Annotated in this window: 23 protein-coding genes and 1 pseudogene; 10 read left to right on the top strand and 14 right to left on the bottom strand. The window is 58.4% G+C overall.

The features are described from left to right. Window positions 1–65: 65 nt before the first annotated feature. On the top strand, window positions 66–371 hold the full coding sequence (locus tag ACVWVY_RS42615; RefSeq protein WP_456631993.1) for a hypothetical protein: 306 nt from the start codon (window positions 66–68) through the stop codon (window positions 369–371). On the opposite strand, the gene ACVWVY_RS42610 is transcribed toward ACVWVY_RS42615, so the two are convergent. The 10 genes and pseudogenes from ACVWVY_RS42610 to ACVWVY_RS42565 form a co-directional block, all read right to left on the bottom strand. After that, window positions 362–796, bottom strand: a complete 435-nt coding sequence (locus ACVWVY_RS42610; protein WP_456631992.1) for a DUF2721 domain-containing protein — start codon at window positions 794–796, stop codon at window positions 362–364. The genes ACVWVY_RS42615 and ACVWVY_RS42610 overlap by 10 nt on opposite strands. Before the next feature lie 48 nt (window positions 797–844). Next, a pseudogene (locus ACVWVY_RS42605) lies at window positions 845–1,101 on the bottom strand (hypothetical protein). A 120-nt stretch (window positions 1,102–1,221) separates the two neighbouring features. After that, window positions 1,222–2,253 (bottom strand): HAD family hydrolase, encoded by a 1,032-nt coding sequence (locus ACVWVY_RS42600; protein WP_456631991.1) that lies wholly within the window; start codon window positions 2,251–2,253, stop codon window positions 1,222–1,224. Continuing rightward, entirely contained in the window at window positions 2,250–3,200 is a 951-nt protein-coding gene (locus tag ACVWVY_RS42595) for a formylglycine-generating enzyme family protein (protein WP_456632466.1), read from the bottom strand. The genes ACVWVY_RS42600 and ACVWVY_RS42595 overlap by 4 nt, the downstream gene beginning before the upstream one ends. Before the next feature lie 106 nt (window positions 3,201–3,306). Further along, the gene (locus ACVWVY_RS42590; RefSeq protein ID WP_456631990.1) at window positions 3,307–3,756 is read right to left on the bottom strand and encodes a cysteine rich repeat-containing protein; all 450 of its coding nucleotides are present in this window, start codon (window positions 3,754–3,756) and stop codon (window positions 3,307–3,309) included. An 88-nt stretch (window positions 3,757–3,844) separates the two neighbouring features. Further along, complete coding sequence (locus ACVWVY_RS42585) at window positions 3,845–4,324, bottom strand: DUF992 domain-containing protein (RefSeq protein ID WP_456631989.1); 480 nt, start codon at window positions 4,322–4,324, stop codon at window positions 3,845–3,847. Window positions 4,325–4,376: 52 nt separating this feature from the next. Beyond that, the gene (locus tag ACVWVY_RS42580) at window positions 4,377–5,096 is read right to left on the bottom strand and encodes an outer membrane protein (protein WP_456631988.1); all 720 of its coding nucleotides are present in this window, start codon (window positions 5,094–5,096) and stop codon (window positions 4,377–4,379) included. A gap of 206 nt (window positions 5,097–5,302) precedes the next feature. Continuing rightward, a complete protein-coding gene (locus tag ACVWVY_RS42575; protein WP_456631987.1) occupies window positions 5,303–5,923 on the bottom strand; it encodes a hypothetical protein in 621 nt (206 codons plus the stop codon). Window positions 5,924–6,060: 137 nt separating this feature from the next. Next, entirely contained in the window at window positions 6,061–6,564 is a 504-nt protein-coding gene (locus tag ACVWVY_RS42570) for a DUF992 domain-containing protein (RefSeq protein ID WP_456631986.1), read from the bottom strand. Between the two features lie 148 nt (window positions 6,565–6,712). Further along, window positions 6,713–8,329, bottom strand: a complete 1,617-nt coding sequence (locus ACVWVY_RS42565) for an arylsulfatase (protein WP_456631985.1) — start codon at window positions 8,327–8,329, stop codon at window positions 6,713–6,715. Between the two features lie 386 nt (window positions 8,330–8,715). Here ACVWVY_RS42565 and ACVWVY_RS42560 point away from each other — a divergent pair, with 386 nt between their 5' ends. The 5 genes from ACVWVY_RS42560 (at window position 8,716) to ACVWVY_RS42540 (ending at window position 13,812) form a co-directional block, all read left to right on the top strand. Further along, entirely contained in the window at window positions 8,716–9,051 is a 336-nt protein-coding gene (locus ACVWVY_RS42560; RefSeq protein WP_456632465.1) for a putative quinol monooxygenase, read from the top strand. A gap of 49 nt (window positions 9,052–9,100) precedes the next feature. Continuing rightward, a complete protein-coding gene (locus tag ACVWVY_RS42555; RefSeq protein ID WP_456631984.1) occupies window positions 9,101–9,460 on the top strand; it encodes an HdeA/HdeB family chaperone in 360 nt (119 codons plus the stop codon). 52 nt (window positions 9,461–9,512) lie between these two features. Beyond that, a complete protein-coding gene (locus ACVWVY_RS42550; RefSeq protein ID WP_456631983.1) occupies window positions 9,513–11,963 on the top strand; it encodes an arylsulfatase in 2,451 nt (816 codons plus the stop codon). Between the two features lie 83 nt (window positions 11,964–12,046). Beyond that, window positions 12,047–12,436, top strand: a complete 390-nt coding sequence (locus ACVWVY_RS42545; RefSeq protein ID WP_456631982.1) for a hypothetical protein — start codon at window positions 12,047–12,049, stop codon at window positions 12,434–12,436. A gap of 50 nt (window positions 12,437–12,486) precedes the next feature. Next, on the top strand, window positions 12,487–13,812 hold the full coding sequence (locus tag ACVWVY_RS42540; protein WP_456631981.1) for a TAXI family TRAP transporter solute-binding subunit: 1,326 nt from the start codon (window positions 12,487–12,489) through the stop codon (window positions 13,810–13,812). Between the two features lie 32 nt (window positions 13,813–13,844). Here ACVWVY_RS42540 and ACVWVY_RS42535 read toward each other — a convergent pair whose 3' ends face one another. Together ACVWVY_RS42535 and ACVWVY_RS42530 are read right to left on the bottom strand one after the other, a co-directional pair. Beyond that, complete coding sequence (locus tag ACVWVY_RS42535) at window positions 13,845–14,141, bottom strand: DUF3551 domain-containing protein (protein ID WP_456631980.1); 297 nt, start codon at window positions 14,139–14,141, stop codon at window positions 13,845–13,847. A 148-nt stretch (window positions 14,142–14,289) separates the two neighbouring features. Further along, window positions 14,290–15,888 (bottom strand): sigma 54-interacting transcriptional regulator, encoded by a 1,599-nt coding sequence (locus tag ACVWVY_RS42530; protein ID WP_456631979.1) that lies wholly within the window; start codon window positions 15,886–15,888, stop codon window positions 14,290–14,292. Between the two features lie 532 nt (window positions 15,889–16,420). On the opposite strand from ACVWVY_RS42530, the gene ACVWVY_RS42525 reads away from it, so the two are divergent. Further along, window positions 16,421–16,807, top strand: coding sequence for an alpha/beta hydrolase domain-containing protein (locus ACVWVY_RS42525; protein WP_456631978.1), 387 nt, complete (start codon window positions 16,421–16,423; stop codon window positions 16,805–16,807). On the opposite strand, the gene ACVWVY_RS42520 is transcribed toward ACVWVY_RS42525, so the two are convergent. Then, the gene (locus tag ACVWVY_RS42520) at window positions 16,698–17,690 is read right to left on the bottom strand and encodes a hypothetical protein (RefSeq protein ID WP_456631977.1); all 993 of its coding nucleotides are present in this window, start codon (window positions 17,688–17,690) and stop codon (window positions 16,698–16,700) included. The two genes, ACVWVY_RS42525 and ACVWVY_RS42520, sit on opposite strands and share 110 nt — an antisense overlap. 2,052 nt (window positions 17,691–19,742) lie before the next feature. Between ACVWVY_RS42520 and ACVWVY_RS42515 the strand changes: the two genes are divergently transcribed. The 3 genes from ACVWVY_RS42515 to ACVWVY_RS42505 all read left to right on the top strand — a co-directional run bounded on the left by ACVWVY_RS42515 (window position 19,743) and on the right by ACVWVY_RS42505 (window position 21,087). Continuing rightward, window positions 19,743–20,123 (top strand): nuclear transport factor 2 family protein, encoded by a 381-nt coding sequence (locus ACVWVY_RS42515; RefSeq protein ID WP_456631976.1) that lies wholly within the window; start codon window positions 19,743–19,745, stop codon window positions 20,121–20,123. 268 nt (window positions 20,124–20,391) lie between these two features. After that, window positions 20,392–20,700 carry a hypothetical protein gene (locus ACVWVY_RS42510; protein ID WP_456631975.1) on the top strand — a complete coding sequence of 103 codons (309 nt, stop codon included), beginning with the start codon at window positions 20,392–20,394 and terminating at the stop codon, window positions 20,698–20,700. 186 nt (window positions 20,701–20,886) lie between these two features. Further along, window positions 20,887–21,087 carry a hypothetical protein gene (locus ACVWVY_RS42505; RefSeq protein WP_456631974.1) on the top strand — a complete coding sequence of 67 codons (201 nt, stop codon included), beginning with the start codon at window positions 20,887–20,889 and terminating at the stop codon, window positions 21,085–21,087. Window positions 21,088–21,856: 769 nt separating this feature from the next. Here the strand turns inward: ACVWVY_RS42505 and ACVWVY_RS42500 are convergent. After that, window positions 21,857–22,705, bottom strand: a complete 849-nt coding sequence (locus ACVWVY_RS42500) for an Npun_R2479 family HD domain-containing metalloprotein (protein ID WP_456631973.1) — start codon at window positions 22,703–22,705, stop codon at window positions 21,857–21,859. Window positions 22,706–22,718 lie beyond the last annotated feature (13 nt).

The following is a 22,718-nucleotide window of genomic DNA, read 5'->3' as shown; positions in this document are numbered from 1 at the left end:
TCCCTCCCTATGGACTATCCGCTGAGAGCGACTGTGGCTCCACTCGCAAGAATCTGCCGTCGATCGTGAATCAAATTCTCCAAATGGTGCGCCGCAACATTCAAGGTTGCAGCATCCAAGGCAGTCTCGTCGCCAGCCTCGGCCTTGGCGCGTTGCGCTTTCAAGATATCGTCAATCTCGTCTTCGATGCTCTCGAGATCGGCCTCGGCATTTGCTTTCCGTATCCGGCGGACCAAACCATACATCGCGTTCAGCTGACCAATCTCTTTTTACGAATGGCGCAATTCCCAGAAATGTTCAGACCGCCGCAAGCACTGGGAGCGGTAATCTGCGCAAAGATCGGGTGCTCGACCATCATATGTCAGGCGTAGTGATCAAATTCGCTCAGCGCAATTCGCACCTCGCGGGCAAAATCGACCAGCGCGACGGTAAACGCGCCCAGCGAAATCATGAAGAAGATGGCGACCCCGCGCTCGTGCTGGAGCTGAAAGAACGCAGTTACAAACGCTACGATAACAAGAAGCGTGACCGAAATGCTGGCGATCACCGCCCATAAGATGGCTCGGTTCATCATGGCCGCCCGCCGCATCAGGCGCGGCAGATCGGCCTTGAGGCGGGATCGGACGGTGTCGTCATCCGGAATCCCGTTCAGGAGTACCGTTCGGTCGATGATCCTGTTTAGGCGGGCAATGAGGACGGCAATGAACGCAGCCAGCGCGCCGAGAAGGAACGCGGGCGCAGCCGCCTGCGAAATGACGTTCGATAGTTGACTGACGGACGGAGTGTCGGAGATCATTGAGATCCAGTCTTTGGGTATGTCTGCGGGTGATGCGCAACGCGCCTCTTAGCGCCTGCCGACGCGGTTGACCGGGCCGCCACGATTCATTGGGGTTCCAGGCCGTACTCCCACACCAACGGCACCGACGCCGGGGGTCACCACGGCTCGCGCGACCGGCCGCGGCCGCAGCACGATTCCGGGTCTTGCGACGCACCCGACAGGATACGACACTATTGGCAGTACTCCACGGCACTGGCCGGTTCAGTGCTTGCGGCCACGAACCCAGTTATCAGCAGCGCCGATAGAGCGATCGAAAGCTTCATAATGGCCTCCTTTGTTCGGGACCGCCAATGGGTCCCACAGAGCGATCTGCGACTTGCCGCAGGTTAAACTGTCAGCCCGCTTATGTTGGCGAAGGTTCCCCGAAGAGAATTCAAGCGACTTCACTTGCTCCCGAATGGGAAGATGGTTTTCCAGTCATTCTTCATATCGACCACGGTCCAGCCCTCGGCTTTCGCCACTTCAAGCGCCCTGTCGAGGCGACCAATGGAAGAGTTGCGGTCGTAGGCCCATTCCCGCTCGGCGTCGGTGTGGTGCACGATGAGCGCGAAGCGAACACCGCCGCCTCCCTTGGCCCACTCGAGCATTTGCAGGTCACCGTCGGAGTTGCCGAAAGCCGCAATCGGTTGCCGGCCGATGTGCATCTGGATGCCGATAGGCTTGCCGGTTTTGTCGTCGTTGAAATTGAGCTCCGGCAGTTTCATGAGGATCGGCCTGCCGTCGCGTAGCTCGAAATTCAGCTTGCCGCTGCTGCCGACCACTTGCTCGGGCGGGACGCCATAGACTCTCTCGGCGAAAGCCCGCATGAAGTCGATGCCGCCACCGGAGACGATGAAAGTCTTGAAGCCGTTGCCGCGCAGATAGGCGAGCAGTTCCAGCATCGGCTGATAGACCATTTCGGTGTAGAGCCGCCCTGTGACCGGATGCTTCGCAGTGGTTATCCAGTCGCGCACGATCTTCTCGAACTCATCCGTCGTCATGCCGGAATGCGTGACGGTGACGATCTCGAAAATGGCGGCCTCGCCGCCGGCGAGCGCGCCCTTGAGATCGCCCTTGAGCAGCGAGGCAAACGGCTCCTTGTCCTTCCATTCCGGATGCAGCGGGGCGAGCGCTTTCACGCGGTCTAGCGCGAAGGCCAGCTGGAAATAGATCGGCTGCTCTGCCCACAGGGTGCCGTCATTGTCGAAGGTGGCAATCCTCTCTGCAGGCGGCACGAGGTCGGGCGAACCTTGTTTCGTCACACGCTCGACGAACGTGACGATTGCCTTCTTGGTTGCCGTGTCATTCCACGACGGCAATGGGTCGGTCATCGCGGTTTGCGCCAATGCGGAGACTGACAGGAGGCCGGACAGCGCAACAAAAGCCGATAGTGTTGCCCGACGGCTCAATTCGAAGAGCTTGTCACGTTTTTTCATCCGTTCCTCAGTACAGGTTCGGCCACGTTCATTTCTCTGTTTCGAACCACACATCGAAATCCTACATGGCTAGTGGATGTGTCGACGGCCTCGGCGTGGCGCGCGGCGGGACGGTAGCGGCGGCAATAGTTCGGCGCGCAAAGGTGCGAGCCACCCTTGATCACCTTGCGGGGGATTTTGATATTCGGTTGGCAGGGATCGTAACTTGCGGCCTCATCGCCGCCGCGCGGGTTTTCGGGAATGCAGCAGGCTTTGGGGGCATCCGCTTCGTGCTTCTGTGTGTACCAGTCGGTGGTCCATTCCCAGACATTGCCGATCATGTCGTGAACGCCGTATCCGTTCGGTGCGAATGAGGTGACCGGCGAGGTGCGTTCGAAACCGTCATCATTCAGATTTTGCCGTGGAAATTCGCCTTGCCAGGTGTTGGCCTGATGCTTGCCACCGGGCGTGAATTCATCGCCCCACGCATACTCGGCGCCATCCAACCCGCCACGCGCCGCAAACTCCCATTCGGCTTCGGTCGGCAAGTCCTTGCCAGCCCATTGCGCGTAGGCGAGGGCGTCCGCGAACGATACGTGCACCACCGGGTGATGGTCGAGATTGTTGATATTGCTCTTCGGTCCATAGGGATGCCGCCAGTCGGCGCCCTTCAGAAATGTCCACCATTCTCCCCAGTTGCGCAGGTCGACCGGGCGCGGAGGCGGTGCAAATACGAGTGAGCCGGCATAGAGCATATGCGGCAGCGCGCCGGGATAATCTTTCGGATCGGGAGCAATTTGCGCAAATGTGACGTGACCGGTCGCCTTGACGAATTCCTTGAATTGCCGGTTCGTGACCGGCGTGCGGTCAATGAAGAATGAATCGACCGCAACACGGTGAACGGGAGCTTCTTCTGGGTAGTGCTTGTCCGATCCCATGCGAAAGGTGCCGGCTGGAATCAGTACCATGCCAGGACGATCGTCTGCCTTGGCGTCAACGGTATCCTCGTCGAACCGGGCCGTGCTCAAAACTGCGGCTCCTTAGGGTCTGATCCCTCGTTGAAGGTAGGTGGCCTTATTGGGCGGCAATAGCCTCGATCTTCTTGATGGCTTCTGCGCAACCGCTCGAAGCCGTAGATTTGTTTTCAAGCAGGCACGTCGCGATCCGCCCTTGGCCGGGCACGATCTTTCCGCACACGCCGGATATCTCTGCCTTGCACGCGATCACTCCGTCCTTCAGGGCGTCGGCTGTGGTCTGCACGCTCGCCGCGGCTTCCCCCAGTTCGAAAGCGCATTTGGGACTTATCTTGTCCTCATGAGCGTGCATGCAGTAGATCATTCGCCCTTCGCCGGGCGTCACCGTGCGGCAGTACTTCTTGATGTCCTTGGCGCACGCGCTCTCGAGTTTTGAAACCCTCGCGGTCAGTTTTTCCAGAATCGTTTTCCCGACATTCGACTGTGCCGAAACGGAACTGATCGACAAGATGGCCAGCAAGGTGACGCCGACATTGGCCAGCAACCGCATTGTGAACTTCATCGAATATCCTCTGATGATTGGCTCCGAACCGGGCAGCTCGCCCGATACAGGCTGAGGGGTGTCCTGGCTGATATCCTCACTGCGCCAGAGCGAGTGTGAGACTTGAAACTCCCACAGACAGGTTGATCCCAACCGAGCCTTCAACTGAAAGCGGCTGCAACGCGATCGAACGGTTGGATCCTCCGAACAAGAGGTTGGCACCAACGCCAACACCGACGCCTATGGCGCCGCTCGCCCCCACATAGGTGCCGGCCAGTTTTCCCCGCATGGGGCCTGCCGTCGGCGCCAACACGCCCCATGCCAGAACGCCACCTGCGGTGATGCCGATGTCGAGACCAATCGTGCCCATAACGCCGACATAGGCCTCCGGCGGGTATGGACCATTGGGAGCGAAGCGGCAGGCCATCCGCTGCCGGGATCCGAAGATCAGGCCAATCGACGGCGACATCTGGCAGGTTAGCGTACCGGCACTGGTCGTCGGCGGGGTCTGTGCATGTGCTGAAGAAACGACCGCAGCGAACAACAAGAGCACCAGCGCAATAAGGGATTTCAACATGACTAACCTTCCCGCTTTCTGGAACTGTTCGCTGGCGCTACCCGTCCAATCGTCAGAACTTGTAGCCGATGCGTGCTGTCACTTGATTGGAACTCAGATCCTGCTTGAAGCCGACGAGGCCGAGATTCAGGATCGGTATGGGATACACGAAGGTCTTGGTCTCGTATTGCGAATAGCGGTATTCGATGCCCGTGAACCAGTTGTTCGTGAAGGCGTAGTCAAGGCCAGCGCCTACCGTCCACCCCACCCGTGTGCCATCGCCACCGATAGAGATTCCGGTCGTTGGAATAGAGGTTTCATTGGAGATGAATGCCGCGCCGCCCGTCATATACAAGAGTGCGCGATCGGCGGCGTAACCGAGCCGTCCACGGATCGAGCCGCCCCATTTGCTGTGCGCTGTAAGAAAATCGCCGGTGATCGCGGTGTACCGTACCTTGCCAACGGTCCAGCCGGTGAAGTCACCCTCGACGCCCAGCACCACTTGCCCGACCTGGTAATTGTAACCGCTCAGGATTCCGTAGCTCAGGCCATCCTTGCTGGATGAGGACGAGACAAGGAAAGGCGTCCCCAACACAATAGCCCCGGTAGTATACTCGGGGTTCGTTCCGATCCACCCGAGCGCGCCGCCGAGATAAAAACCCGTCCACGAAAACGCCGGCACATAAGCAACTGGCGCAACGGGCACACGCGCCGGAAGGTCGGCGGCGAGCGCGGACAGGCTGAGAGCGCTCGCTGTAGTCGAAAGCAAAACAGTGCAGGCTAAACGGCGCATCACGGGCCTCACTTGCTGGAGTATTCGGATTCTCAATTCCGCAGTAGCACACAAAGAATATTCAAAGCGAATACTGCGTGCTGGTGTCGGTCGCGTCGTCGTTGTGCAGCTGAACGACTGCGTTGACGGTATCAGGCTGCAGCGGGCAGGCTACTGCCGACCCGTTGAGTTGCTCCGACGAGACCGTCACCACCTCGATCGTCCTGTCAGTAGCAGGGCGGATAGGGATAATAGCCGCACGCCGGGCGGGCGTAGACCGGGGGAGGCGCGTACGCATAGGGCGCGGCATATGCCGCCGCTCCAACCGCAGCCACGCCAACGGCAGCACCGGCGTACATCGCTCCACGAAACGCCGTGCGCCGTCCGACGCCAGCAAAGGACATCGGCGTCATCGGCCGACCGATGATGTCGATGAAGAGGGCGGCCCCACCGTCGCCGCCTGCGAGGTCGCCTTCGAGGACCTGAACATTGAACGTCAGTTTGTCACCGTCGAGCTTTGGAGATTTTAGAACGATGACGGCATCCTTCACGGAACCGTCCTTGCTGAAGACAGAGATGGTCGCATTGGGCGGATTTTTGGTAAAGCTGTCGTCACCCGCGCCCCAGTCAGCAATGATATCTGCGGTAAGCTGGTGGCCGGCTGATCTCACCGGTCGATCGGCAAATATGATGGAATGGGGCACAACGCCGGTCAGAGTAAGCGTATCGCCTTGCAACGTCGCGCCGCGTGAATTGAGTACGAACAACGACGGCACGATCTCGGGCTTGGGTGCGGCGGCGGGAGTGCCGATTGTCTTCATGGCGGGGGCGGTTTGTGCGAGCGCCATTCCCGATCCGCACAGACCCGCGGTCAGCGCAATCGTTCCGATAATCCGGCTTAATTTCACGACACATATCATTTTCTTTTTCCTTGTGAGGTTCGACGATTGAAAAACGCAGACGTGCTTGGCGGAGAAGCGGGGCCTCAATAGGCCGCGCGCAACTGGAGACCGGAAAGGCCGAGGGTAACGTTGATGGCAACCGAGCCCTCGAGCGACACCGGCTGCAGCGCGAAGGAGCGTCCGGAGCCGCCAACCAGCACGTTGACGCCGGCGCCAAGGCCAAGGCCGATTTCGCCGGTGGCGCCGACATATTCACCGGCCAGCGCCCCGGGCGGTGGACCTGCCGTCGGCGCGAATACCGCCCAGCCGAGCACGCCGCCCGCGCTCACGCCGAGATCGATGCCGACCGTGTTGAGCGCGCCCTCATAGGCCTGCGGCGGGAAACGATCCTGGGTGAAGCGGCATTCCATCGACTGATGACCGAAGATGATGAAGCCGATGCTCGGATTGAGCTTGCATGACAGCATACCCACCTGGGTCCACGATGCAGGCGTCTGGGCTTGAGCACCGGTGGAAACCGCCGACAATCCAAAAAGCGTGCAGACGAACAGTGTGGCCCTTGCTGACGCTTGAAGACATCCCGTCATATCCACTCCTTGCTGTCGCTCCTGGTGATGAGCGCAACGATGTCACTCGAAGGTTCTGTCGCTTGCTTCTGAATAGAAATTTGCTGTCGTTTGACCAGTCGGGATGGCCGCGCTGACGCGCCCATCCCGGAGATGTCGGCTCGGGTTGTTACTTGCCGCCGCCGCTGGCGCCTCGCTCGACCATCTGGAGCGCCTTCTCAATGCTCAGCGATCCGCCCACCTGGCTTGGCGGATATTCCTTGAAAGTCTGGAGGAAGCCGCCAACGAGGGTGACCGCAGGCACCATCGTCCAAAGCTTGTCGCCCCACCAGCGGCCGTACAACATGCTCTCGGTCTGATAGCGTTCCCACGGATCCTGCCGCAGGTTGGTCACCAGGGGAACGTTGGTGGACTCTTCGGTGCCGGTGAACAGATTGCCCTTGATGGTCTTGAAGCTGAGTTTCCAGTCAGCGTAACGAACGGCCGTGAGGTCGCCATTGTCCGTGAAGTAGAAGAATTCCTTGCGCGGTCCCTCCGCAACTTCACCCTTCAGGAATGGCAGGAAGTTGTAGCCATCCAGGTGGGTCTTGAAGGTCTTGTCGCCAACTTTCATACCGGTCAGGAGTTTTGCTTTGACATCGGGTTCACCGGCGGCGGCCATCAAGGTCGGCAAGAAGTCTTCGCCTGCGATGATGTCGTTGATGATCCCACCGGGCTTGATGGTGCCGGGCCACTTCGCGACCATGGGTACGCGGAAACCGCCTTCATAGGTCGTGCCCTTTTCGCCGCGGAACGGGGAGTTACCGCCATCCGGCCAGGAAAATGTCTCTGCGCCGTTATCGCTGGTGAACACCACGATGGTGTTGTCGGCAATGCCGGCGTCATCTAGCTTCTTCATGATGCTGCCAACCGCCGCGTCGAGCTCCATGATGGCGTCGGCATAGAGCCCGTAACCGCTCTTGTCCTTCCACTTCGGCCCAAGATGCGTCCACACATGCGTGCGAGTCGTGTTGTGCCAGAGGAAGAACGGCTTGTTGGCTTTGGCCGAACGGTCGATGAAATCGACGGACCGGCGAACCAGTTCGTCATCGACGTCTTCCATGTTGAACTTCGATTGCGGGTCCATGTTCGGATGTGGCGGCAGCGGACCGCCGTCGACGATGGTTTGCTTGCCGACCTTGCCCCAGCGCGGATCGGTCGTCGCATCGTCCACCGTGGTGGCTTTGGTCTCTATGACGTTGCGCGGGCCGAAATTGGCGCGAAATTGCGGGGATTTCGGATATTGCGGGTCATAGGGTTCTTCCATCGCATTGAGATGGTAGAGGATGCCGTAGAACTCGTCGAAGCCGTGCACCGTGGGCAGGTATTCGTTGCGGTCGCCAAGATGATTCTTGCCGATCTGCGCCGTCGCATAGCCGTAGGGCTTCAGCAATTCGGCGATGGTCGGGTCCTTGTCCTGCAGGCCCTGCTTGGCAGCCGGCATGCCGACTTTCAGCAGGCCGGTGCGGAAAGGCGTTTGTCCTAGGATAAAGGCGGCACGTCCGGCCGTGCAGGATTGTTGGGCGTAGTAGTCGGTGAACAGCGCGCCTTCCTTGGCGATGCGATCGATGTTGGGCGTGCTTCCACCCATCATGCCGCGATGGTAGGCGCTGATATTCCAGATGCCGACATCGTCGGCCATGATGACAACGATGTTGGGCTTCTTGGCCGCAGTCTGTGCGAGCGCAGCGCCGCCGAATGCCAGTGGAAGTGCAAGCGCTGTTGTTGCCAGAAATTTCTTGAACATCAATGTGTCCTTTTCTTTCATCAATTTTGAGCCAATCAACTCAACGGCAAGTTCACTTCGCAAGATCCGGGCCACGCGCGGCCGCGCGGCGCTTTCAGCGAGAATGCTCGGTAGATCAGCGATGTAGAAATTTCGGCAGCCGTGGCCTGGTGCCCATCACCACGCGAACGCGCCCGAAATTTCGGAGTCTCCTCCGAAATTTCGGAGGCCGCGCCGCGTTGCAACATGCAGCCGCTCCACCCGATTGATTTCCTATCCCGCTGTTTTGAGGGGCATTTCCCGGCAGGCGTCATCCGCGTCGCGTGTTGGCGCGGTTCTTGCGATGAAGACCAACAGAGTTGTTTTACCGACCCGTCGAAACAACGGAAAGAAATCAAGTCTTGATCGTGTTCTCGATGCAGATCGTGGCACCTGACGAAAAGCGCACAGCAATCCTGCGCGCGCTGGGCTCTTTGCTTGGCCCAACGCGGGCGGCTGCGGGCTGCATCCAAGCCCAACTCTACGCCGATCTCGACAAACGCAAGACCCTGTTGCTCGTCGAGGAATGGGAGTCGCGCGAGCAATTCGATCGCAATCTCGATACCGCCAAGATCAATACAATCGTCGCGGCGATCGAACTTTCAAACGAGGCGCCCGTGGTTCGCGTTGACTCGGTCGAACGGGAGGAAGGGGTGGATACCTTGGCCCTTCATCGCGCGTCCACCGGAACTGCCCGCCATTGACCCGATGTCCCAAACCAAATGCGAAATCGCTCGCAGGAAAGAAAAGACAATGCGCAAGATATTGATTTCAGTTGCGATGAGTGCCGCGATGATGACGGCATGTTCGGGCGCCAAAGCTCAAGTCGATCTCAGCACCTATGCCGACGCCGACGGGTTTCTCGATATCCAGGCTTTGACATGCGCGCAACTTGCCGGCACCTGGCAGGATCAGGCCGACTTGCTGAGCTCCTGGTACAGCGGCTGGTACAACGGCCTCGCCAAGCGGCATTACATGGACATCAGGAAGGGCAAGGAAGCCGAGCACGAACTGATCGTGTACTGCAAGGCCAACCCTCAACTCCGCATTATCCAGGCGATCGATATCGTGTTCAAAAGCATGAGGGAACGCGCCGGCATCAAATTGCAGTGAGAAAGTTTTTGGCGACGGTATCGCATTTGATCAGACAGAGGAGAGCAGTGACATGAAGATCACGACAACGCTTTCGTTAAGCTTCCTTCTCGGAACAAGTTATCTGCCGGGAGTGATGGCCCAGACGATCACCGGAACGCCGGGTTCGCCTAGTGCCACCACCACGATCCAGGGCAATCAAATTCCGGTCCCGGATCCGAAATTCGGTGGCGTGATCAAGGAGAATGCCAAGGATTCCAAGCCGTGGTGGCCGCCGACGGTTGTGCCGCCCAAGGGCGCGCCGAACGTGCTCCTCATCATGACCGATGATCAGGGCTACGGCGTCAGCGGGACCTTCGGCGGAGTCATCCCGACTCCGGCGCTGGATCGCATCGCCAAGGCAGGCGTACGCTATACGCAATTCAACTCCACCGCGCTGTGCTCGCCGACGCGGGCAGCGCTGATCACTGGACGCAATCATCACTCATCGGGATTCGGCGTGATCACCGAGCTCTCGACCGGCTTTCCAGGTTACGACTCAGTCATAGGTCCAGACAACGCAACCATCGGCGCCATTCTCAAGGGCAACGGATATGCCACGTCGTGGTTCGGCAAGAACCACAACACGCCTGCGTACCAATACACCATCGCCGGTCCGTTCGATCAATGGCCTGTCGGAATGGGATTCGATTACTTCTACGGCTTTATGGGTGGCGAGACCGACCAGTGGACGCCTTACCTTTTCCAGAACAACAAGCAGATTTCCCCATGGGTCGGTAAACCCAACTACAATCTCACCACCGATCTGGCGGACGAGGCCATCGGCTACATGAAGGAGCTGAACGCTGCGGCGCCTGACAAACCGTTCTTCCTCTACTACGTTCCAGGAGGCAGCCACTCACCACATCAGCCGAAAGCGGAGTGGGTGGAAAAGTTCAAGGGCAAGTTTGATAAGGGATGGAATGCCCTGCGCGAGGAGATTTTCGCCAATCAGAAGCGCCTCGGAGCAATTCCCGAAAACGCCAAGTTGACCGAATGGCCGGATAGTCTGCCGAAATGGGAGACGCTTTCGGCCGACCAGAAGAAGCTGTTCGCCCGACAGGCCGAGGTATATGCGGGCTACACCGCCTATACTGACTACGAAATCGGCCGCGTGATTCAGCAGGTCGAAGATATGGGTCAGCTCGACAATACGTTGATCATCTACATCAACGGCGACAATGGCACGAGCCCCGAGGGCACGCTGTCAGGCACACCCAATCAGTACACTTCGTATAACGGCATCCTCGACTTTCCGATCGAGGAGCAGCTCAAGTTCTACGACGCCTGGGGCTCGGCAGGTAGTTACCCACACATGGCGGTTGCGTGGTCGTGGGCCTTCGACACGCCGTTCAAGTATACCAAACAGATCGCCTCGCACTTTGGCGGCACGCGTCAGGGTATGGCCATCTCGTGGCCCAATCGTATCAAAGACGCCGGGGGCGTACGCACCCAGTTCCATCATATCATCGACATCGTACCTACGATCCTTGAGGCTGCGGGCATCAAGGCACCGCAGACCGTCAATGGAATCAAGCAAAAGCCGATTGAAGGCATCAGCATGGCCTATACCTTCGACAAGGCCAGCACGAATACGCCATCGAAGCGAAAGACCCAATATTTCGAAATGATCGCCAACCGCGGAATCTACAACGAGGGCTGGTACGCCAATACGACGCCGCCGCATGGGCCGTGGATATTGAATGCGCCTTTACCACCGATCGCCGACTACAAATGGGAACTGTACAATATAACCGAGGACTACTCTCAGGCTAACGATCTCGCGGCGAAGATGCCCGGCAAGCTAAAGGAGATGCAGAATCTATTTGTAAAAGAGGCCGCCAAATACAACGTGCTTCCTTTGAACAACGACACTTTCGCACGCTCGCTGGCGCCGCGTCCAAGTGCCACCGCCGGCAAGACTGTCTTTACCTACACCGGCGTAAACCCCGGCATTAATTCCAGCAATGCGCCAAACGTTCTCGGCAGATCCTACAAAATGACCGCCGAGGTCGATGTTCCACAGGGTGGCGGCGACGGCATGATCGCCACCATGGGCGGACGCTGGGGCGGCTGGGGTCTCTACATGCTCAAGGGCAAACCGGTATTCAATTACAATATGCTGATCCTCGCCCAGTATAGATGGGAGGGATCGGACGTGCTTGCGCCAGGCAAGCACACGATAGCTTTTGAATACACCTATGACGGTCCGGGGATTGCCAAGGGAGGCAGCGGTGTCCTGAAAGTGGACGACAAAGTCGTCGCCACGGGCAAGCAAGCCAACTCAATCTCGTTCCTTCAGGTGGCTGACGAGACTTTCGATGTCGGGATCGATACCCGGACGGGCGTGAATGACAAGGACTATCAGGTGCCGTTCGCATTCGACGGCAAGATCCACAAGCTGACCGTCAACCTCGGCCCGATGCAGCTAACGGCTGTGGACGAGCTGAAAAAACGTGAAGCGACGGCCCGGGCACGCGATTGAAATCGCTGGAATGTTGAAGGGTGGCGCCGGACTCGTGCGGCGCCACCATTTTCTCAAGCTGAATAATATCGACTTGGGCGACCATGAAAACCCTGCTGACTGTGATGGCCATCATCGAGGCGGGCGCAGGCCTGGCGCTCGCAGGTGTGCCTTCGACAACGGCGTCGCTGCTGTTCGGGACGCCGCTCGACTCGGTCGCTGCTCTGGGCCTGGCGCGCATTGGCGGCGCTGCGATACTGGCGCTGGCGATCATCTGCTGGCTGGCGCGCAGCGATACGGATAGCCCCGTCGCGCGGAGTGTCATCGTCGCTATGCTGTTTTACAATTTTGCGGTCGCTTGTATGCTTGCATTCGCTGGTTTTGGTCAAGGACCTCACGGCATTCTGCTGTGGCCCGCGGTGACATTTCACGTGGCGGCGGGCAGCTGGTGCGTCGCGACGCTACGTCAAAATGAAGACGGGGTTTTGCGATGAGCCATGAAACCCATCGCCAGCAACTGCCCGCGGCGTGAGAGTGGCGCACAATGAGCATGACTTCATTTAAATTGCCGCTCTGGCTTCGGTTTGTCCTGATCGCAGGGGTTGCCGTTCTTGCGACCGGGTTAGGTCTATTTGCATACCGGTACTATACCCATCCGGTGACCCTGACCGTGGCGGTGGGCTCGATTGACGGTGAAGCCGCCAAGGCAATGTCAGCCATAGCGAGCAAGCTCGTTTCGATCAATGCGCCGGTGCGTCTGACGGTCATAGACACCGGGACGGCGCAGGCAGCCGCCGGGACGTTCTCATCGGGCAAGGCCGATCTCGCGGTGGTCCGCGGCGATGTCGGTGATTTGTCACAAGCGAAAGCTGTCGTCGTCATGAGCCATGTGGTGGTGCTCGTGATCGTACCGCCCGGGTCGCCAATTGACGCCATGGCCAAATTGAAGGGGCGCAGTATCGGCGTAATAGCGGAAGAGACCAATTCGAAGATCCTGGACGTGTTGAGCAAGGAGTATGGACTGGATAGAGCCAAGGTATTCAAGGATATTGCATTGGCAGACGCCCGACATGCGATTCAATCAAAGCAGATCAGCGCGCTTCTTGTTGTGATTCCGCTGTCAGCAAAATACCTGTCGCTGGTGCGAGGCGTTTTTCAGCAAGGACCAAAAGCCTTGCCCGCCCTTATTGCCATCGACTCCGCAGCGGCAATAGCTGACGCCGAACGTGCTTATGAGAGCTTCGACGTTCCAAAAGGTACGTTGCGCGGCGCTCCACCGGTCCCAGACGACGATCTCACGACGCTGAGAACCGCACTTTATCTGGTTGCAAACAAGAAGCTCAGCTCCGATCTGGTGGCAAGCCTGACCCAGACCATCATGAACGTGCGCCGGGATCTGATGGTCGAGCAGCCGATCTTTGCGCAGATTACATCACCCAGTACGGATGCAGATGCCTACCTCGCCCTGCATCCTGGAGCGGCTGCTTTTTATAACGGCACCCAACAAAGCTTCATGGATGAGTATGGCAATTGGATCTATTTGACGCCAATGATTCTAGGTGGCCTTGCCACAGTGCTCGCCGCAGCCTGGAAATTTCTGGGAATCGCGCCAGCCGGAAAGGTAGGCCCGTTGGATTCCTTGTACGCCTTGGCTCGTCGAATACGAAAGGCCGATAGTCTGGCTGAGCTCGAGACGATCGAAGACGAAATTGACGATATTCTGAAAGCCGAAGGGGCCAAGGCTGCTGATGGCGACGAATCCGCAGTGGATGCCACGACCTTGAATGTCGCGGCCCACCGACTGGAGAACTTGATTCACGATCGTCAGCAGTTACTGGCGAGCGGATTTACCGTCGTATCAAGCGGGTAGGGCGCGATTGAGCCGTGAAGGCGGGGCGGCTGCTAGTTCGGCGGAGGTCCAACGGGGAGAGGGGAATTCGCGCCGATCTGGTTGCCATCGGGATCCGGTGCGGCGTTGGTGCCCGCCTGATACCATGGATTGGAGAGGCATTCAGCGGAGGTCCCGGACGCCACGGCCTGGCACGACGCGAGAGTGTTGAATGAACATCCGCTCCAGCCGGGGTTGTCTTCGCCCTGGATGCAAAATGGATATTGGGAAATGGCGGTCTGCGCCGAGGCGGGAGCTGCCATTCCTCCGCCACTCACTACTAGCAATACCGAAGCCAAAATCCGGATCATTTCGCAGCCCTTTCAGGCTGCGCCTCGCGTTCGCGCGAGCGTGCCATCCCTAGGTTAAATCGTTTCATCTCAATCCGCCATCAGAAGCCGAAATCTCACATGCCGTCGATGGCGTCACTTGCACACGGCGGAACAGCGTCGAATCTCATTATTTCTGAACGAGCCCGAGCTTCTTGATGCGCGATTCCAGGGTTGTTGGCTTCATGCCGAGTAGTTCGGCCGCCGCATTTGATCCGCGAATGCGCCAACCGCACCGTTCCAGCGCTCGCACAATGTGCTCGCGTTCGGCTTCCTCGAGTGTGCTTGCCGTATTCACGGCTTTGGGCTGCAGCGCTGGATGGCCGAGTTTGATTTGCAGCGTCGTACCGCGGCTGAGGATCATCGCGCGCTCGATCACATTGCGAAGTTCGCGGACGTTGCCGGGCCACGGATAGGCCTGCAGGGCGGCCATCGAATCGTCGGCAATCGTGTCGATTGCCTTGCCCATCGAGTTGCTGAATTCCTTGACGAAGGTCCATGACAGCAGGGGAATGTCCTCACGGCGTTCGCGCAGCGGGGGCACCTCGACCGGGAATACTTCAAGCCGATAGAACAGGTCTTCACGAAATCGGCCCTCGCGGACCGCCTGTGCAAGCGGCCGGTTGGTCGCGGCAATCACCCGCGCGTCGACCTTGATCGTCCGCGAACCACCCAAACGTTCAAATTCGCCCTCCTGCAGCACGCGCAACAACTTCGGCTGCAGTTCAAGCGGCAGTTCTCCGACTTCATCAAGAAAAATAGTCGAGCAGTCCGCGATCTCAAAGCGACCGGCCTGCCGCGCCAACGCGCCGGTAAAGGCGCCTTTCTCGCGGCCAAACAGTTCAGATTCGATCAGCGCAGCGGGAAGCGCGGCACAGTTTACCTTGACCATCGGACGGCTTCTTCGAGCGCTCGCGTCATGGATGGCCTGCGCCAGCACTTCCTTTCCAGTTCCGGTCTCACCCAGCAGCAGGACGGTAGAGTCGGTTTGCGCGACTTGTGCGATGTCATCCAGCACGCTCAGAAAACGTGGAGACTTGCCCACGATACCCTGTGGTGGCCTGGTCCGTGCCGCGTCCTTGAGATAGGCGTTCTCATGCTCGAGACGGTCCTTCAGAACCTTGATCTCCGTCATGGCGCGCATCAGCTTTTCCTGCTCGCGCTTCCGCGCGACGGCATGGGCAAAGACTTCTCCAACGAGCGTCAGCCGTGCAATCAGATCGTCCGGCCACGGGCGTGTGTCGCGGAAGGCCGAGAAAGCGATGGCGCCGATGATGCGCCCGCCAATGCGAAATGGGATGCTCAGATGCGAATGCATTCCGGTCCGCCGGAAATATTCGGCTTCGCCAACCGCTTCGGGCGGAAGATCATCGGCCGGGGTTTGGACCGCAAGCAGTTCGCCAGCGCGAAGTCTGGCAACGAACCAGTGAAGTTGCGCGGGAAGGGGACCCAGCGGGGTCTCACCGACCCCCTCGACAGCGGTTGAAGACAGAACCACGAGGGAGCCGTCATCCTGGAATTCAGCAAACGTGCAGCGATCGAACCCGAGAAATTGGAGGAGTATCGCTTGCACGATGCGAATTTCCTGCTCGACCTTTTCGACAGGGACATTCGCAAATCGTGCGGAAAGGTCGGCGAGCATGCGCTCGAACGCGAGCAGTTCTTCAGTCGACGCATCGCTTTTCTGCGCGGCCTTCGTCGTTCTGTTGAAAGGTATTGGGTCTGGCATAGCCTCGCTTCTCCGAGCGCGTCACGGAAATTCCGTTTTGACGTGACGGCATTGATCAGCGAACGGCCTTAGTCCTTCCGGAGGCTGCCAACCGCATTTGGGGTAAAGTGTATAATGACGGGTGTCCGACACAAGGGACGAGAAGCCGCTGGCGCGATCGCTGAAGGCCTCTGGATACCATTGTCCACGGAGGACCGTGGTGAGAAGGTGCTATGCAACCGGCAGTCAATGCGCGCTTTGGACCAGGCGCTGTGACACATTGCCCGCTGTCCAAATCGGGCCAGGACCGATGGCGGTTGGGGAGGTAATCGCCCATGCAGGAGAAGCACAGAAGCCGGCTCGCGATGTGAAGGGCCAACAGCACGTTGACCTCGCGAGGTCGCCTCTTATCTCGCCTGCCTTCACTAAAAGACTCACACTGTTACTCATCTATCACGGATTTCATCAGTAGCCTGTGGCCTACTATCCAAAGTGGTGGCGGTGTGGATGAGCTTTATCGCCGGCTGATCGCGCTCCGCGGATCTCCACGCCGTTGCCGAAAATCCGCGGGGAATACCCGCTCTATTTGCCGCGTGCCGGCGCGGACGGCAATGCGCTGGCCGGCGTCCGCCTGCCGCTGCTTGCTGCCCCTCGAGCGACCTATACGGGCTGGAATCCGATCGCCGGGGCAGACGGCGGACAAACGCTGTGTACCCAGATGGGCGCCACGCTCCCATTCGCGGGAACGCGCGCAGAACGTATCGCGACGGCAGATCCGCGCCCATCGATCGAGGAGCTCTATCCCACGTCGGATGCCTATGTGGCGGCGGTCAAGGCTGCGACGGCACGGCTGGTGGATGAGCGCCTGCTGCTCCCCGAGGATGCAGCAGAAGCGATTGCCGCCGCGGAAGCCGGCACACTTGCCCGGCTTGCGCCGTAGCCAAGGTGCGGGCAAGGGGGATGCCGGCGTGCCAGCTTGAGCGCGCTGCGCGATTGTCAGTGCTTCGTCGCACATCGGCGACAACGCGGCTGTCGGTTATGGCATCAGCCGTGAACGGCCCGCCCACGAGGGACACGAGTATCGGCAGAGGATACAACGATATTGCGGATCGCCCTGCCGCGCTTGCACGCTGTGCGATCAGAAAGGGCTCATCATGGTGCACGGCCGCTTTGCGCGGCGAGATGCGCACCACATCGGATTTGCGCACGCCCAAATTCAAATACAGTTCGAACGCCGCCCGCGCCATCGTGCCGATCTTATGGTGCGCCTCATACTTGGTGGCATCATCCTCGGTCCAGGTGTAGAACCCGCCGGTGCTTTTCATTTTCTGGCGGGTAACACCCTCGCTTGGGTCGTGATTGATCAGGCCGGCCGCTTTGCAGAATTTCAGAAAATGGCGTAGTGCCCGCAGCATGTTGCGTTGAACCGCCGCCGATTGCAGGTTCGATATATACGCCTGCATGTGCCGCCGCTCTAACTTGCGCAGCCGCTTGTCCCCATGCTCGGTGCGAAACCGCTCGACCAACGAGCGCTGGCTCGATTGCGTGCCCTCGCCCAACTCGCTCTTAAATGCCGCGCTCTCATAGTAAGCGACGACGGCCGCGTTAAGGGTACCGGCCATCGTACGCGACGCGCCGATCACGATTGGCGCCTTGCAGGCGATCAGCGCGCGCTCGTAGACTTCCATAAATTCGGGCGACCACGGCAGTCCCGGCAACGGTACTTTGCCGTGCCCCTTGCGCCGCAGATAAAACCTTGACCTACCATGGCGGTCAATAAAGGCGTGTACATAGCGCGGCAGCTTTACTGGACGTCGTCCCACTCATTCGGTTCCTGATCTGATTGCTGGTCGTTTGTGGATACCAGCCGCTTGTTCGCACGCATCTTTGTCCGGACAGTTCCGTTGGGCAACGTCTCGATCTCGACAACCGGCTCCAGTCCACATCTGTGTGCTTCTCTGACAAAATCCCGAACCGTATTTTGCCTCGCCGGTCTCCGCGCCATGGCGGTTGTCACCTCAGCTACTGCATCGCGTCGAGGTGGTGGCTACAAGCGCCTTGAGTATTCGACGAGCGTCAGGACTGACGGACTCCCTTTCGATCACGACCCGCAGGATGTCGTTACTATCCTCCAGGAGATCATTTCCCCCCGCGGCGATCGCAAGCGACACGTACAGAAGTCCTACGACTTCTTGCATGCTGTTCATCTGTTCGCTCCAAAGAAAAACCGCCCGGGCGATAAGCCGAGGCGGTCGGTGGTCAGTCGGGTGTCCCGCACCCTTCTATTAACAGGAGAACGAGAAGACCAAAGAAGCAAAGTATAGCAACTTCAGCTACATAGCACGATTACCCTTAACAGAAGCTAGGTGACCTGGTAACCCCCACCGGCCAACAGATCTGCTGCTTGGCCGTCAAACCCGCTGGCCTCGTTTTCCCAATCCGATTCCTCATCCGAGACGTAGAGTTCGGGGGAACTCCACCCAGCCCTTGGTTTGGCAATGATCATTACAAAACCGCCGTGATCCTCCAGAACACGGCCGCTAAATAGCGAGACGTGACACTCCGGACCACGGAGCAGATCCCGGCATTCCTTCTCTGCTATTCTGTCGATAAACGTTCCACCGAGGTTTTCCTGCTTCGGTATAACCGAAAGCACCTCGGGGGATTTGGAAAAACCCCAGTTTCAATCATCTCCTTAAGCGTGGGCCCTCCGGCCCAATCACACCGGGCTAGCGCTAGCTTGAGGGCTCCGGGAACCTTTTCGGCAGCCAAAACCCCGCGAGGGGTGCCCATGAACTTCACGTCACTGATCCGGTGTTCTTCTGCCTGCATGTGCAACATAGTTGCTACGCGCCGATAAGCCTCAAATACCCGACCGACGAATGCAGCGGCGTCCGCTATGCGCTGCGCCCTACCCTCAGCTTCCTTAAACTGAATGTCTTTCTTCCGCATGCGATACGCCGCCTGCCGGCAAAGGTTGCCACAAAAATCAGCGTCGGCTCTGCTCGGGCGGAATTTGGCCTTGCAGTGCTTGCAAACTGGCAATCTCATAGGTGGTTGGTTCATGACCCAGCATCGCAATCAGGAGATGGCGGACAATACCACAATCTGCCCGAAACTCCGGAGGGGGGGATCACTCCCCGGTGATCCTGCAGCCTCAGTCCGCGGAGTGGGTGCATTCGGGGTTGCGCCACAGGTAAATTGAATACCCAAGGTATAGAGGGCATCTGCCTACATCCATATTCCTGAGCAGCGCCGAGCGGTCGAACATCGGGCTGGGGGATGGCGCGCCACCGCTGCTGGTGAATCGCAGGAGCTGGGGTTGTCTGGGAATCAACACCATAGGCCGCCCATCTGATCGTTGGGGCCGCCGAACCAGTCGGATCCCGCTGAAAGCGTTCCCTGCGCAAGGGAAACAAACAGGTCAAAAATTTGAGATAAATCAATGTGATACGGTTGTTGTGTTCACATCTGTGTCGCGATTCGCCAATGCGCTCAAACCGTAGTTTTACGGGCCGCGTTTGAAGTATGATTACTCTACGTTCAGCATCACGACGACCCCATGCCCAAAACCACCTACGGCGAAATGCGCACTTCCGACGTTCGTGCTGATCTACTGCCGCGATCACCGATGCAGCGATTACGTTGAGACTAACGCTGACGGCTGGGCCGATGACGTTAGACTCTCCGACATCAAACCGACCGTCATACCCATGAAGTCGGGCATAAGAAGTACCGATTGCAACGCAGCGCCCATTGCGGTGGGCGTCACGGTGCAATTGCGCACCACTTAGGGAGGGAATGGAAATGAAACGTTCAGTTTTATTGGCATTGTGCACCCCCTTTATGTTTGCGGCTCCGGCGTCTCCGATGACATGAAACAGGAAGTAAGCAAAATCGCTGCGTCCTACATGGCTTGCTTCAACAAGCAGGACGCGTCCTGCATCGCGGCACTCTACACGAAGGACGGCTTCATCATTAATCCGGCCGGCAAGCACATCATCACGGAGTACTATGGCGGTGCGTTCAAAGCCGGAATGAACAAGCTTGAAGCCACCGTCGAGGAGGCCTGGCAGATCGATAACGACACGCCCGGTGCCATGGGCAAATTCCTCGTCACTGGCAAAAACGACAAGGGTGAACCGATGGATTCGGTCGGCATATGGACCCGCCGCTTATGTCAAGCAAGATGGCGATTGGAAAATCCGAATGCTGACGGCGGCTCCAAAGCCACCGCAGCAGAAGACCGCAGCTAAGTAGACTAGGATTGCGAGGAAGCGCCCATCTCGCGAGGGGGGCGTTGTCGATCTGCGTCGATCGCTGGGGCGACGATGTCACGCTCTCTGATATCGGATCGAGCTTCACCTGCACACGCTTGGGGTACGCGCGGCAAGGCAGCGAGGGGCGCGTTAAGGCCGTTCCTTACAATTTTAAAAAGTTAGTGGGCCTGACTTTTAAAAGTAGCCGGACGATCTAGTATGCGTTGATTAGTACGCTGATGATTTTAGATTTTGGGGGATGTCCATGTTTGAACGTCGTGCCCTGGAACGCGTTGAAATCAGCCAGCACGCGCTGCTCCATGTTGACGGTATTCGCGGCTGTCATCCTTGTCTGGTGGTGAATTTCCACCCTGACGGAGCCATGCTCCACTCATCTACGCATCACACGGCCGCCTTTAAATTTGCTCTGTCATTGGATGGCTTCAAAACGACCAAGTACTGCCGCGTGGTGTGGCGGAACGGAAATACCTGCGGCGTCAAATTTGTCGATAAAAGCGACGCTCGCGTAGCGCGCGCGGTTGGATCGAGCCCCACGACAGCGACACCTTCGTGAAGCTGACGCAAGGCGGCGCAGACCTATTCGCCTGATACTGAAAAGCGCGGCCCGTCCACGGTGATGCGCCGGTGCAACACTTTTCACGGAAGTCGTTGACAGCCTTGCGCTTTGGTTAAAAACCGAACCGACGCAAATCTGCCAGTCGGGTCAACTGGTTTCATCGAATCATTTACGGAGGTTCGCATGAACGAAGTGGTGGAGGCTGCGGTTGCCGGCGCATCACTCGCCGCCGGCGGCGCCGTTTGGCTACTTGCGGGCTATCTGATCCAGCGATTTGCTTTCCGAAATCCAGAACCGACAGCCGGCACCGTCATTGCAACATCACTGAGCACTTCGATGTTACTGTTTTCTCTCGGCGCTTTACTGACGTTCTATATCCGATAACGATATGCGTTGCCTCGACCGCTGCCGCTCGGCTTAAATGCTGCGATGCCTGATCTCACCCGCCGCCCAGATCCTCACCGCCGCGATAGCTGGCTGATCCATTACGGCGACTGGAGCCGAGTCGATTGCTCGGCGCACGAGGGGCACGATCGCTCGTTGGGCCAGGATTACCTGTACATTTAGGGCCAGCAGTTCGCGCACGAGGTTCTGGCACACGATCACGGATGTCGGTCGGCCAACCTGTCTCGATTATGATGGATCGGCCCTCGACATAGCCCAACTGCCGCAATCCCAGCTTAACAGCCTCAAGGAACTCCGATCCCTGTGGCCTGCCGACGGCAATCCATCCGATCCGTGGCACCGTTGTTGGGTGCTGCGCCTGCGCGTCGAGCGGCCACGTCAACGCCGCCCACCGAGAACCGCAATGAATGTGCGTCGCTGCATTTGCTGCCCTTCAGAGCAGGTAGCTTAACACTTTGCGACGGGACAACGAGCGGGAAATAGGGCACCAGGCCTAGCTAGTTCCCAGGGCCAAAATTCCGGGTCAAACTCAGACCTCGACGTGCCAAGCGCGAGGCCCGCTTTGCCCCTATCAACGGACATCACCAGCTTGGCGCGGCATGTCCGAAAAGTGCGAACAGCGGACTCATGCGCAGCGCGCACTCCGATCGGCAATCTTCGACGCGCAGGAGCAAGCTTGCGGGATTAACGTATCAACCGCCTCTCTTAGCGTCTCTGTAAGTTACCACATACACGGCTGAGGCTCGCCTCAGTGCGCCCCAAATTCTCCCCGGTGTTCTTCTGAGAAAACGTGCGCATAAAGATTGGCGATCCACTGCTTGCCTTCTTGCGTTACACGCAGATACCTTAGTGCATCACCGATATAGGGGCGGACGGCGTTCCAAAAGAAAGCCGGGTACGCTGCCCGCAAATCATCGGCTGTTTCATATTCGAGCTTCTGGCTCGCGCCGGTTTCCCGAAATTCGGCAAACAACGCGGACGTCTTGCGCAAGTAATTGATGTCCGCCAATTGGCCGATCAGATCCGCGGCACGTAGCAGGCCTGGATAATCTGCCGTGTTCGCATGCTGTTCGTGCTCCGGTACGGGGAAGCGCGTGTGCTCGATATTTGCCTCGATTTCTCGCGTGTCGATGTGGGTCAAACTCGCCTTACCGAAACGCTCTCGGACAAAGAGCTTCGATCGCGTGACATGATAGGGGGTCAAGGATGCGTCGGTTGCTCCCGCGGATACGCCCACCAGATCACCTGTTTCACTACAGACATATTGTCCATCGCGATCACCCCGACATACCCCTCGTACATAGCCGATGTCGTGGCATAACAGCGAAATCGTAAAATGAAGCCAATCCCGAGGCGTGACGCCGCCGTCTCTGGTGTGTTTTCCGCGTAAAATCTCTTGGCCGACCAACGTTACCATGATGGTGTGGTTCATATCGTGGTAGGCCGCATCACTATCGGCAATATTTTCCAATGCGAGGCGCCCAACAAAACCAATGATGTCGGGATAGGCGGGCTCTAGGACTCCATAGATTTGACCGTACATATTTCGAAGATGCTCGACAAACGCTTGGATAACAATTTCTGTAGGGTTAAACATAGTCGCCTCCGTT

The organism is Bradyrhizobium sp. URHC0002, assembly GCF_054059515.1.
Note: the sequence above shows the minus strand (reverse complement) of the source record. Positions and strands in the feature narration are given on the sequence as shown.